Origin of the sequence: Streptomyces atratus, assembly GCF_014648655.1 — a bacterium.
In the GTDB taxonomy this organism is placed as follows: Bacteria; Actinomycetota; Actinomycetes; order Streptomycetales; family Streptomycetaceae; genus Streptomyces; species Streptomyces atratus.
In genome coordinates, this window is the sequence record NZ_BMRN01000055.1 from 1 (window position 1) to 12,710 (window position 12,710).

General features: G+C 69.2%; 9 protein-coding genes and 2 pseudogenes. 5 read left to right on the top strand and 6 right to left on the bottom strand.

The features are described 5' to 3' along the window. Together IEZ15_RS38245 and grpE are read left to right on the top strand one after the other, a co-directional pair. A partial coding sequence (locus IEZ15_RS38245; protein ID WP_189281629.1) for an Hsp70 family protein occupies positions 1-726 on the top strand: 726 nt, incomplete at its 5' end. Next, on the top strand, positions 723-1,343 hold the full coding sequence (grpE, locus tag IEZ15_RS38250; protein WP_189281630.1) for a nucleotide exchange factor GrpE: 621 nt from the start codon (positions 723-725) through the stop codon (positions 1,341-1,343). The genes IEZ15_RS38245 and grpE, both read left to right, overlap by 4 nt. A 385-nt stretch (positions 1,344-1,728) precedes the next feature. Here the strand turns inward: grpE and IEZ15_RS38255 are convergent, their stop codons facing one another. The 3 genes from IEZ15_RS38255 to IEZ15_RS38265 are packed head-to-tail and all read right to left on the bottom strand — an operon-like array spanning position 1,729 to position 4,264. Beyond that, positions 1,729-2,469 (bottom strand): polysaccharide deacetylase family protein, encoded by a 741-nt coding sequence (locus IEZ15_RS38255; protein ID WP_189281631.1) that lies wholly within the window; start codon positions 2,467-2,469, stop codon positions 1,729-1,731. A gap of 11 nt (positions 2,470-2,480) precedes the next feature. After that, the gene (locus IEZ15_RS38260; RefSeq protein ID WP_189281632.1) at positions 2,481-3,440 is read right to left on the bottom strand and encodes a DMT family transporter; all 960 of its coding nucleotides are present in this window, start codon (positions 3,438-3,440) and stop codon (positions 2,481-2,483) included. Between the two features lie 8 nt (positions 3,441-3,448). Further along, positions 3,449-4,264, bottom strand: a complete 816-nt coding sequence (locus tag IEZ15_RS38265) for an SDR family NAD(P)-dependent oxidoreductase (RefSeq protein WP_189281633.1) — start codon at positions 4,262-4,264, stop codon at positions 3,449-3,451. A gap of 411 nt (positions 4,265-4,675) precedes the next feature. On the opposite strand from IEZ15_RS38265, the gene IEZ15_RS38270 reads away from it, so the two are divergent. Further along, positions 4,676-5,770, top strand: a complete 1,095-nt coding sequence (locus tag IEZ15_RS38270; RefSeq protein ID WP_189281634.1) for an MGDG synthase family glycosyltransferase — start codon at positions 4,676-4,678, stop codon at positions 5,768-5,770. Between the two features lie 384 nt (positions 5,771-6,154). Here IEZ15_RS38270 and IEZ15_RS38275 read toward each other — a convergent pair. Next, positions 6,155-6,552 (bottom strand): annotated as a pseudogene (locus IEZ15_RS38275) (transposase); the annotation flags it as partial. A gap of 156 nt (positions 6,553-6,708) precedes the next feature. Next, entirely contained in the window at positions 6,709-8,907 is a 2,199-nt protein-coding gene (locus tag IEZ15_RS38280) for an FUSC family protein (RefSeq protein ID WP_189281651.1), read from the bottom strand. 385 nt (positions 8,908-9,292) lie between these two features. Here IEZ15_RS38280 and IEZ15_RS38285 point away from each other — a divergent pair, with 385 nt between their 5' ends. Continuing rightward, complete coding sequence (locus IEZ15_RS38285) at positions 9,293-9,832, top strand: putative immunity protein (RefSeq protein ID WP_229846398.1); 540 nt, start codon at positions 9,293-9,295, stop codon at positions 9,830-9,832. Between the two features lie 8 nt (positions 9,833-9,840). On the opposite strand, the pseudogene istB reads toward IEZ15_RS38285, so the two are convergent. Beyond that, positions 9,841-10,624, bottom strand: a pseudogene (gene istB, locus IEZ15_RS47735) (IS21-like element helper ATPase IstB). Positions 10,625-11,261: 637 nt separating this feature from the next. On the opposite strand from istB, the gene IEZ15_RS38295 reads away from it, so the two are divergent. Continuing rightward, complete coding sequence (locus IEZ15_RS38295; RefSeq protein WP_189281636.1) at positions 11,262-12,482, top strand: cysteine desulfurase-like protein; 1,221 nt, start codon at positions 11,262-11,264, stop codon at positions 12,480-12,482. The last annotated feature ends 228 nt before the right edge of the window (positions 12,483-12,710 follow it).

Consider the following 12,710-nt stretch of genomic DNA (forward strand, 5'->3'; position numbering starts at 1 on the left):
GGCATCATGACGAAGCTCATCGAGCGCAACACCACGATCCCGACCAAGCGCTCCGAGATCTTCACGACGGCCGAGGACAACCAGCCGTCCGTGCAGATCCAGGTTTACCAGGGCGAGCGCGAGATCGCGGCGTACAACAAGAAGCTCGGAATGTTCGAGCTGACCGGCCTGCCGCCGGCCCCGCGTGGCGTCCCGCAGATCGAGGTCGCGTTCGACATCGACGCGAACGGCATCATGCACGTCGCCGCCAAGGACCTCGGCACCGGCAAGGAGCAGAAGATGACCGTCACCGGCGGCTCCTCGCTGCCGAAGGACGACATCGACCGCATGGTGCGCGAGGCCGAGCAGCACGCGGAGGAGGACCGGCAACGCAAGGAGGCCGCCGAAACCCGCAACCAGGCGGAGACCCTGGTCTACCAGACCGAGAAGCTGCTCCAGGACAACGCCGACAAGATCCCCGCGGACGTGCGCTCCGAGACCGAGACCGCACTGGCAGAGGTCAAGGAGAAACTCAAGGGCGAGGACACCGCCGAGATCCGTACCGCCACCGAGAAGGCAACAGCGGCCGCACAGCGGATCGGTACGGCCCTGTACGCACAGGCCCAGGGCAAAGCCGCCGAAGGCGGCACGGCCGGCAGTGGCACTGCTGGAGGGCCGGGTGCCGGCGAGGAGGAGGTCGTCGACGCGGAGATCGTCGACGACGAGCGGAAGGGAGGTGCCGGATGAGCAAAGAGCCGCACTTCACGCGTCGCGGCGAGCGGTCACCTGTGGTGGTGCGCGACCTGCGCAGGGTCGACCCCGTCATCCTCCGGGCCTCGAGACGCCTGGATGCCGGCGGTCCCGTCGGACCACGTCCGGACGGCGTCGGTGAGGCACGCCCGGACTCCGGGCGGGCCGATCGGACGGAAGCTGCACAGGGGCGCGAGGGGATCGCGGAGCTGACCGCGGACCTGCAGCGGGTGAAAGCCGAGTACGACAACTACCGAAAGCGGGTGCGCCGAGACCGCCTGGCCATACGGGAGATTGCGGTGGTCAATGTCCTCACCGGCCTGCTCCCGGTCCTGGACGTGGTGGAAGAGGCTCGCCGCCGGGGTGATGTCAACGGCGCTGCGGCAGTCATCTCCGACGTGCTCGAGGAGCGGCTGGCGGCGCTGGGTCTGCGGACCGTCGGTGCGGCGGGTGAGCTCTTCGACCCCCACACCCATGAGGCGATCACCTACCTCGCTTCCGACGCGGCCAGTGAGACCGTGTGCACCGAGGTGCTGCGGCACGGCTACCAGGTCGGCGGTCATCTCATCCGCCCGGCCCAGGTGGCGGTGACGGGCCCCACCCCTGCCGCGTAGTCCCGCACGAGGCGTGTCCCGGGACACGCCTCGTGCGGGGCGGTGGCAATCGGTTCACACGACGGAGCGCAGCCGTGTTCGGATGCTGAACCGGCTCACCCCGCGGATCGCCGGAGCCGGATCACGGACGCCGAAGTCCTGCGAGGGAAGCCCGGCAAGTCCGCCGTCCGAGGGTGATACCGGACGCGGGCACCGGCCTTCTTCGAGGAAGCTGGAGGCGCCGCGGCGGCTTCGTAGAGATCGAGCAGTCGTCCGCGCGTCGCGTGCAGTCGTTGGGTGATCACCAGGCCGAACCATTGGCTGATCGCGAATCCGAACTCATTGAGGGCTACGGCTTCCGGCGGCTCCTCTCACAGAGGAGTTTTCCGCGTCGGGGTCGACGTACTCAACTCGCTCGGCGCAGGGGCGTGAGACCGTGGTCGACAAGCGGGCCGACGGTCAGCCCCTCGGCCCGGAGGCCGCTGATCAGTTCCGGCAGCATCGCGAGTGTGGCCCGCCACCGGCCGGATGACGCCAGGTCGGCATCGTGCAGGAGGACCGTGCCGCCGCCCCGGAGTCCGCTGCGCACGGTCGCCAGAACTCCCTCAGGGGTCGCACCCTCGGTCCAGTCCTGGCCCCAGGCCGACCACAGTACGGGTCTCAGCCCGGACTGCAGGGCCGCGGTCCAGCGGCCACCGGTCAGGATTCCGTACGGAGGCCGGTACCACAACGGCCGGACGCCCGAGATCCTTCGTACCGCCTCGGCGGCGCGCGAGACCTCGCGCACGTCCCGGACGACGGTGGGAAGCCATGGGCGGTTGTGTGTCCATCCATGGACAGCGAGTTCGTGTCCGCGGCCCGCGATGTCGCGGCCGAGCCCTGGATGGCGCAGAAGACTCTCCCCGAGCACGAAGAACGTGGCACGCGTGGACAACTGGTCCAGTACGTGGAGGAAGTGCGGGGTGGAGCGGGGATCCGGGCCGTCGTCGAAGGTAAGGGCGATGTGGCCGGGGTGTCCGAGGCCGGCCAGGGAGGGAAACCACCGTCGCCTCGGCCCCGGCAGCCAGGTGGCGGCGGGGGCGACATGTGCGGTCAGCGCCAGCGCCGACACGGCCAGTGGGACAAGGAACGCAGGGCGAGTCCTCATGGGGCGGGGATTCATCGGGATTCTGTGCCTCCGTCGTTGTCGGCCATCGGTTGCGGTCGGGCCCGCTGTGTCGCGTTGTCGTTCTCTCTCGTCGAGTCCCAATGACCTGCGATTGCCGGGGAGAGCGACAGGCCCACCGTCCCGGACGCGATCAGGCAGGCCCCTAGCGTGGCCGGCAGCAGATGAACGCCCAGCGCGATCCGTTCATCGAACAGTGCTTTTCCCAGCACCACACTCACCAGCGCGTCCCCGAGGGTCAGCGCCGGCTGGGAGGCGGCGAGTGTCCCGGCACGCAGGGTGCTCTGGAGCAGCAACAGACTCAACAGGCCGGCGCAGCACATCGCGTACAGGTAGCCCGTTGCGAAGACCGCAGCCGCGCCGTCCGGGATCCGGCCCGTAACCTCCTTGATCAGGGCGGCCGTACATGCGAAGGAGATGGCAGTGGCACAGCCCAGCACCGCGGCGCACGCGGCGCCGCCGAGGGTACGGGCGAGCAGGGTCAGCGCGGCCACTGCCGTCGCGGCGGAGATGCCGACGGCCAGCCATGTGCCGACCCGTCCCGTCGCCTCGCCCACCGACGGACCGGCGGCTGTCAGGAAGAGCGCCAGCCCCACGGCGAGCATCAGGAACGACATCCACGTCCTGCCGCCCGGACGGTGCTGGAAGACCGTTGTGCCGAGCAACAGCGTGAAGAGGAGTTCGCTCGCCATCAGCGGCTGGACCACCGAAAGGCTGCCGACCGCCAGCGCGCCCGCCTGGAAGGCCGCGGACAGCACGAGTGCCGAGGCACCGGCCAGCCAGAAAGGACGGCGTACCAGCTGTGCCAGTCGGTGCACGGCCTGCCGCACATCCGGTCTGCCGTCCGCTGCCTCGAACTCCACCTGCTCCATGGCGGCCCGCCGTTGCAGCACGGATGCGGCGCCGTTGGCGAAAGCCGCCAACAGCGCCAGCATCACGGCGAGAACGTTCATGTCGCCGTTCAGCCGAAGCGGGTGGCGAGCCGGTGATAGAGCCCGGGTGCCACGGAGCGCACACATCCCGGCAGACGCAGCCAGCCGGGGACGAACACTTCGTCACGGCCCGCGACGACGGCGTCCCAGACCGCGTCCGCGACTCGTTCCGGAGGCATGGGCCGAGGCCACGAACGGGTGTACGGCATTCCCCGGCGTTCGAAGAACGGGGTGTCCACCACCGCGGGGACCAGATGGGTGATGCGTACTCCGGTTCCCCTCAGTTCGTAGCGCAGCGCATCGGCGAAGGCGGCGATGGCTGCCTTCGCAGCCGAGTAGACCGCCTCACCGCGGACACCTGCGGATCCGGCCACCGATCCGATCAGCACGATGTGCCCCCGCCCCGCTGCGAGCATGTGCGGCAGCAGGAGCCGTACCAAATGGACTACGGACACCAGATCCACGGTGAGGACCCGGTCGGCGGCGGCAGCCGGCATGGAATGGAAGGAGCCGGCCCAGCCGACCCCCGCTGCCGCCACGAGCAGATCGACTCCGCCGGCGGTGTCCAGGGCCTCCTTGACCAGTTGCTCCGTGCTGTCGGTCGACATCAGGTCCGCGTAGAGAGCCATCGAGGACGTCGTCGCCGCGACACCGTCCAGCCGCTCGCGGTCGCGACCGGCGACCAGGAGCCGCCAGCCTCCTCCGGCCGCGATCCGGCGCGAGACCGCAGCGCCGATACCCGAGGAGGCCCCCGTCACCAGGGCCACACCGCCCCGGACGCCCCGGCCGTCCGACGCATCACCACTGGGCTCGCTGCGGTGAGCGATGCCCGGAGTATGTGACATGGCCTCTCCCCTGTGTCAGCACGGTACGGCGCGTGCCCGCCCTTCACAGATTCAGGATGTGGGACTTCGCGTCGTCGTGTCGGGTTAGGAGTAGCCCGGACGCGCGTCGGCAAAACCGTCGGGGCCCACACCTCACTGCACCGCACCGCGCACACCAACAGAATGGAAGAACCCCCGTTGAGTACCCCTTCCGACGCATCCTCCGGGTGCTTGCCGAACGAGAGGTGGTCATGTGCCTGATGGTCATACGGCTGAGCCTCCGGCCGCGCACCGAAGCCTCGGCCGGACGGGGGTGTTCCCGGTGCGACGAGTGAACGCCTCGTCGGCGCTGCCCGGCTCCGGACGGCGAAAAGGAAACCCCGGGTACGGCAAGGATCCTCTCCTGTACCAACACTCGGGAGTGTGCGACCGATGAACGCGGTACCTGGGCGCTTCCTCATCCTGAGCGCCGGCATGGGCTCCGGTCACCACGCGGTCGCCGCCGAACTGGCCCGTCGGCTGGAGGCCGGCGGAGGGCGGACGACAACGGTCGATGTCCTTGATCTGCTGCCCTCCGGTATCGGCAGTGGACTGCGCTCCTTCTACCGGGCGGTCATCTGCCGCATGCCCGTGGTCTATGCCGGGCTGTACACGGCGTTCTTCCGGGCCGGGGGAGGCCCCCGGCCCGGAAGCGCCCCGCTGGCTGCCCTCGCGGAGCGAAGGCTGCTGAAGCTCGTCGCACAACAACGACCGGACGTGGTCGTACCCGTCTTCCATCTCGCCGCCCAGCTCACCGGCGGGCTCCGCTCGTGTGGCGCACTCCCGGTCCCGAGCGCTGTCGTCATCACCGATTTCGCTGTTCACCGTCAATGGCTGCATCCGGGCAACGACCTCCATCTGTGTCTCACACCCGATCTTGCGCATCAGGTCCGGCGAGCGGTACGGCGCCCGGCTGTCACCTCCGGCGCTCTGGTGGCACCCCGGTTCCACTCCCCGGCGCCCACGGCGGCGGACTGGCAGCGACGGCTCGACTCGCCCGACCGTCCGCCGGTGCTGATCTCGACGGGGGCCTGGGGGGCCGGCGCCCACCTGGCGCAGACCACGCGGCTGGTGGCTTCGGCGGGCTACAGACCGGTCGTGCTCTGCGGCACGAACACACGCCTGCGCCGGGACCTCTCACGCATCGCCCATGCCGATGCCAGGGGCTGGGTCGACGACATGCCAGGACTCATGACGGCCTCCCGCGTGCTCATCGACAACGCGGCAGGCCAAACAGCGCTCGAAGCGATGGCCGTCGGATTGCCGGTGATCAGCTATCGGCCCATTCCGGGGCATGGCAGAGAGGGCGCCCGACGGATGGCAGAGCACGGTCTCACCGACTACGCACCGGACCCGTGGGCGCTGATCCGGGCCCTGGACAACCTGACCGCTTCGGGCCCGGCGCGCGAGCGGCGCATCACCACAGCCCGAAGCCTGTTCTCCGGCGCGGGCGTGCTTCCTCTCGAAGCTCTGGTCCGACCGGGCTGAATGGCCCGTCGGGACACAACGGCCTGCCCTCGTTCGTGGCAGGGGCTCGTATGTTTCCGGTCCGCTGTGCGGTATCGCGCCGGGTGTTCGAGGGAGTGTGCAGGACACCTGATACCGGGATTGGGTCCGCCGTACGGGTGACGTGCTGGCTGATGCGGCCGGTGGTGCGCCGGAGCGTGAAAGCGGTTGCTTTGGATCATTCAAACGGTGGGTGCAGCAGCCGGCGAACGTAGGGGCCACGCCCGCAGCCCTGGTGAGACAGAGTGGCCAGTGGTTGGAGAAGGCGCATCGACAACTTCACAGCGACAGTGTTTTTCGGTGGGTTTCAGAAGCGCTCGGCGAGTGAGGAGGTCGTGCACGTTCGCGGGAAATGACAGCACTGAGGCTTTCCCTTTTTTGCGAGGCCGCCTCCTCGAGTGCGGTCAGGGTCTCCTCTCCTCCCTGACCCGCATTCCGGCCGCGCCGTGATACGCCCGTGCCGTGCTGGAGTCCACACTGACCAGCGATCTGTCGATCTCGTCCCTGCGGGCGGTTTCAGCGGTCACCCCTCCCAGCCGGGCCTGGAAGACACCCGCGTCCCGCCATCGCATGAAGCAGTTGCAGACCGTCTGACAGGCGCCGAACCGCTCGGGCATCTCCCGCCACTGGCTGCCGGTACGGAACCGCCGGATCACGCCCTCGAACTGCCCACGCAGCCGCTGCGGGTAGGGGACGGACCTGCCCATCGGCAGGAACGGCTCGATGAACTTCCACTCCCTGTCGGTGAGTTGCGCACGCGTCACACCGGAGTCATACCGGACCGGCTCCCCGTCCGAATCCACGACGTGGTCCGCCCCATCGAAGGGGTCCGACCGGTCCAGTCGTTGCCGTACTTCGGGATCCACACACGCCGGTTTCCGTGGAATGTGGGCTGAACGCCGCGATGCAACCGGCCCCGGCTACGCGCCCCCGTCTCGAGACGACGCCCGGTCGGGTGTCGCGACAGACACCCCGAGGGGGCGGGCCAGACCGATCACGCCTTCGTCCAGACGCTGCAGATGCCGCAGGACACGGTGCGTGACGCGGTCGTGCCGGGGGGAGCCGGGCTTGTCCGTCTCCAGTATGGAGGCCAGGCTCGCGCCGGTCTCCACCACGGCGTCGCTGTCGTCGTCCTCGACACGGGCAACGAGGACGTCGATGTTGTGGGCGATGCGCCGGCCTGCTCCCCTCAGGCGGGGGTCCGCGGCGACACTCTTGCTGCTGGGGAGGAGTTCGGCTGTCGCCGCCAGTGAACGTGCGTGGTAGGCGCACGTCTCCAGCAGCGCCACGACGTAGCGAGCGGTCTGGCGGCGAGCGCGCAGCGGGGTGATCGGATGGGTCAACGGCTGCGTGGAGGACCGCAGATCGTCCAGTGCCGTGTCGAGCTCCCGGGCCATGTCCAGCAGATCGAGCGCGGGCCCGCCGCTCAGCTGCTCCACCGCGGCATCGGTGACGTCACCGAGCCGGTTCAGCACCGTTCCGAGGAGCTCGTCGGTACGGCGATCGGTGTGCACCGGCAGGATCAAGGCCGCCGCGATCACGCCGCAGGCGGCGCCGAGCGCGGTCTCCTCGATGCGTAGAACAAGCACCGTGGAGCTGTAGGTGTTGAGGAGGGTGTAAAGCAGCCCCAGTGCCGCCGTGACGAAGAAGGACATCAGGGCGTACGACAGCGGCGCGGTGAAGAACATGGCAAAGATGAACAGCAGCACGAGTGCGAACGCTGTCCAGGTGTGGTGGCCCACCAGGCCCGCCAGGCCGACGCCGGCGACGACGCCGAGAACAGTGCCCAGCAGCCGACGGTAGCCCTTGACCAGGATCTCCCCAGTGGACGCCGTGTTCAGGAAGACGACCCAGCAGGTCAGCACCGCCCAGTACCAGCGCTGACTGGAGAGGAACTCCCCGCCCACGATGGCCAGCGCCGAACCCACCGACACCTGGACCGCGGCACGGGTCGTGGGACGCTCCAGTCCCTTGCGGACGTCCTCGACGGGTTCGGTCTTTTCGGTCTGCGCGATGGAGACGTTCTCGGCGTCCAGTTCCTCGCGCGAACGCGTCGTCGCAGGTGTGTCGTCGGACTCGTCCTGGGGCCCGTCGAGGGCCAGCCGCAGGCCCATGACAGCGCGCGCCGCCTCCCCCATGCCGCGGAAGACGTCCTGGACGGGGGCCGAGGCGCGCGGCAGATTGTCCTCGTCCCGATAGCCGAGCAGCCGGTTGCGCAGGTGGGCGACCGCGGCGCCGCGATTGTTCGGTGCCGGGCGGGCGACGAGCAGACGCAACGCGTTGAGATCACGGCGCAGCGTCGCGGTCATGTCGTCCTTTGCCTGCAGCCGGTTGCCGGGCGTCGGCACGGGTGCGTGCGGCAGATGCAGCGTGAGCGTGTCGGCGCGTTCGGAGCTGCGCGCGGTGAGAATGAGTACGCCGAGCCGCTCGGCGGCGATCTCGGCGTCGGCGACACGGCGCTGGACGAGCAAGGCAGTGGCGTTGTCGCTGGTGCCCTCTTCCAGCCGCCCCTGGATCATCATCGCGCTCTGGTGGAGGCGCGCGGTGTGCCGGCGTACGTCCTCCAGCGCCTTCTCGACGCGCTCCGGCCCGGCGTCGAGCAACTCGATCTGCGCGGAAACCAATTGGGCGAGGCGGGCACGGAAGGCCTCGCGCAGTCGCAGCAAAATGCGTTCGGGCGTCTCGACGACCACGCCGAACCGCACGACCGCGCTGCAGGCGAACGCGACGACCAGCGTTCCGCACAGCCCCGGCAGCGCGGAGACGGAGGCTCTGACGAACAGGGACACAAAGTAGATCTGAAACCCGATGAGTCCCAGGGCTGTACCGCGATCACCGAATCGGCGGCTGTAGACGGCGGCGAAGATCAAGGCGAGGAAGAAGAGGTCGCCCGCTACGATCTCGGTGCTCAACAGCGCTCCCAGTGACATCGCCACGAGCGCCACGGGCAGGCCGAGCGCGAGCGTGACGGCCTGTTCGCGCCGCTGCTTCTCCTTGATGGCGAAGGTCGCGACCATGGCCGCGATGGCACCGGCCACCATGTGGCTCACATCGGCCTTGAGCAGTGCCAGGACCGCGAGCGTGAGCGCGATGGCGCCGACTGTCCGCAGGCCGGCCATCAGCCGCAACAGTCCGGGGTCGGAGGCCGAGAACCGGTCCCAGATCCTCGCCCGGCTTGCTCGTGTCACTGTCCTCACGCTGCCGCTTTCCCTGCTCGCCGCCCTGAACCGGAAGTTCCAGCATGGCACGCGCCGCCGGTCATCATCCGTGAGTCGGTTCGCCCATGCCGACCCGGCGAGCACCTGCTGCAGCAGCGGCGTGTTGACGCAGTGCCGCAGCAGGCCTTCTGAAGAATTCAGTGGCCACGAGATTCCCTACGGATCTTTTCGCCGTTTGTGCTGGACCGGATCCCTGCCCGGCTGGTCCAGTTGGTGGGGGCGCTCCGGGCCGCGATAGTGCACCGTCTGAGGCTGAAGGTAGTTGCTCGATGAGAGAATCGGATCCGTGACGATCGGATCTGGGGACTTTGAGCTGACCATGGACGAGCTGCGCGTTGTCGCACGCTACGTTGTGGAGAGCGCTGAGGAAGTTCTTCCTGTGTTCGAGGTCGCCAACCCCAGTGATCCTCGACCTCGTGCAGCCATTGACGCCGCACGGGAGTTCGTGAACGGCGCGAGAAGGACCAAGCTCCAGCGCATCACCTCCTTGGATGCCCACCGGGCGGCGAAGGAAGCGACCACTGAAGCCGAACGGCTCGCTGCGCGTGCCGCCGGCGATGCCGCCTCTGCGGCCTACCTCCATCCGATCGCGAAAGCCACCCAGGTGGGTCACATCCTGCGAGCCGCTGCAAGCGCGGCGCGCGTGGGGGAATTGAACGCGGACGGTGATTTTGCCGTCGGGCTCAGGCTGATCGAGAAGGCTCGACAACGCGCCACACCGGTCTTGATCGATGTTCTCAACAGGTACCCGCTCGCGCCGGCTGGCAAGAGCCGTGCTGCACAGCTCATGACCATCCTGGATACATCCTTGCGCACGTCCCGCTGAGCTCAGGGTCAGCTGCGGCGCCGCTTGCGCTGGGTCTGGGCGAATCGGTAGCACTCGGTTCCGGTCTCGACATGTGCGCGTTGAATGTGACGCGGTCGACGATCGCAGTGCAGAGCCGGGGGTCGGTGAAGGTCTGCTTCCACTCGGAGAACGAGGCGTTCGACGCGATCGCGATAGCGCGTCGCTCCTCCCGCTCGGTGAAGATCTGGAAAAGCAGCTTCGCCCCGGCCTTGTCCAAGTCGAGATATCCGAACTCGTCCAGGCAGAGCAGATCGACGCGCCCGTAACAGGCGATGGTGCGTGAGAGCTTCTTCTCGTCCGCCGCCTCGGCCAGCTCGTTGACCAGGTTGACCGTGGTCGTGTATCGAACTTTCAGCCCGGCCTCGGCCATGGCGGTGCCGATCCCGATCAGCAGGTGAGACTTGCCGGTGCCGGAGTCACCGATCAGGCAGAGCGGCTGGCCCGCCTTGACCCAGGCCGGGTCCGACAGGGTGCCGACGAGTTCGGGGTGACGTTGGGGTTCTCCTCGAAGTCGAAGTCCTCCAGCCGCTTGGGCCGGGGGAGGTCCGCGTCCCTGACCAGCCGCAGCTTGCGCCTCTCCGCGCGCTCGGCGCCCTCGGCCTCCAGCAGGTCGGCGAGGAAGACCTTGTAGTTGGAGCGCTGGCGCATGGCGTCGGCGGCCATGTCCTGGACCCGGCCGCGGGTCGTGGGCAGGTGGAGAGTATGGCAATCCTCATCGATCGCAGTGTCCACCGCCTTCTCCGGCCCGTTGTCGCGGCGGGGCGAGGGAATCTGCTCAGCGGTTCCTGGTCGGGCACAGCGTGGCTGTCCTCGAACCATACGGTGGGATCGGTGTCGGTGGCGCCCGGCTCCCAGGGGATCGACCAGGTCCAGCCGCCCTGGCACTCGACGCCGAGGACCAGGTGTTCCGCGCTGCTGTCGGGTCGTATCTCGTTGATCGGTTTGATCCGGTTGTGGCTGCCGAGGATGGCCGGACGCTGCGCGGCGAGGCGGTAGAAGGCGGCCGGTGCCCGCGGGATGGAACCGGGTATGTCGGCAACCGGCTCCTGCATGCCGGTTGCCGGTTGCCGGTTGCCGGGTACCAGTTCGTCAGGAAGCGTTCGAGGGCCTGGCCGGGGTTCGTGATGCCCTGGCCCGACACCACCTCGCCCAATCGAGCCGGCCTGGTCTGACGCCACTCGGCCCGGCCACGCCTCCACTCAGGCGACCCGGCCCGACCCGACCCGACTCGACCCGGCCCGGCTCGCCGTGCCCGGCCCGGCCCGGCCCGGCCTGCCGTGCCCGGATCCGGCGCGGCCTTCGGCGGCGGTGAGCCCGTCACGCCCGTCGTACGGCAGCCCCGCGCTCGGCAGGGCTCCCGGTCTCCGTACTGTGGCGCCACGTCGTCCTCTCGCCTCCAGGAGTACGCATGACCTTCGACGCCAACGCTGTTCGTGCCCGGGTCCCCGCCCTCAAGGCCGGATCCGCCCGCTTCGACGCCCCCGGCGGCACCCAGACACCGCAACCGGTGATCGACGCCATCGCGGACGCGCTGGCCAACCCGCTCGCCAACCGGGGGCTCACCACCGAGGGCGAGCGCAACGCGGAGGCGGTCGTGACCCGCGCCCGCCGAGCGCTGGCCGATCTGCTGGGCGCCGATCCGCGGGGTATCGTGTTCGGCCGCAGCTCCACCCAGCTCACCTACGACCTGTCCCGCACCGTGGCGAAGAGCTGGGGACCGGGCGACGAGGTGGTCGTCAGCCGCCTCGACCACGACTCCAACATCCGGCCCTGGATCCAGGCGGCCGAGGCCGTGGGCGCCACGGTCCGATGCGCGGAGTTCGACCCGGCCACGGGTGAGCTGACGACCGATGACATCGCCGCCGTGCTCTCCGCACGCACCCGTCTGGTCGCCGTCACCGCGGCGTCCAACCTCATCGGTACCCGCCCCGACATTCCCGCCTTCGCCGACCTGGTGCACCGGGCAGAGGCCCTGCTGCATGTCGACGCGGTGCACTACGCCTCGCACGCCGCCGTCGACCTGCCCGGCCTCGGTGCCGACTTCCTGGTCTGCTCGCCGTACAAATTCCTCGGTCCGCATCTGGGCGTGCTGGCGAGCCGTCCCGAGTTGCTGGAGACGCTGCGGCCGGACAAGTTGCTGCCCTCCACCGACGCCGTTCCCGAGCGCTTCGAATTGGGCACTCTGCCGTACGAACTCCTGGCCGGGGGCGGCGCGGCAGTAGACTTCCTCGCCTCGCTGGCCCCCGGGGCCGACGGCACCCGGCGGGAACGGCTGCTCGCCGCCTTCACGGCGATCGAGGCCCATGAGGACGCCCTGCGGGCCCGTATCGAACAGGGACTGGCCGACCTCGGAGGCATCACCGTTCACTCCCGGGCCACACACCGGACCCCCACCCTGCTGCTGACCTTGGCCGGCCGCAGCACCACCGCCGCCTCGCGGTACTTGGCGGAGCGGGGCGTCGACGCTCCGGCCGGGTCCTTCTACGCGCTGGAGGCGTCACGCCGGCTCGGACTCGGCGACGAAGGCGGACTGCGGATCGGCCTGGCCCCTTACAACAACGACGAGGACGTCGACCGCCTGCTGGAGGCCCTCGCCGGCTTCCTCGGCACCACGCCCGCCGTCGGCTGACCCCGGCCACGCACGTGGACAACCGCTCCCTATCCGGCCCGGTGCGGGCCTTCAGGACCCGCACCGGGCCTTGCCCGCGAATCACTGCCGGGACCGGCTCTCCGCGTACGTTCAGACGAGCAGGATTCCGGTGCACGATACAAGTGTTGGACTCTCGTCGGGTATTACCTGATGAAACAAGCCTCCACGCGCCCTGGGCCGCAGCCGGCTCGACCTGGAACCACCGGC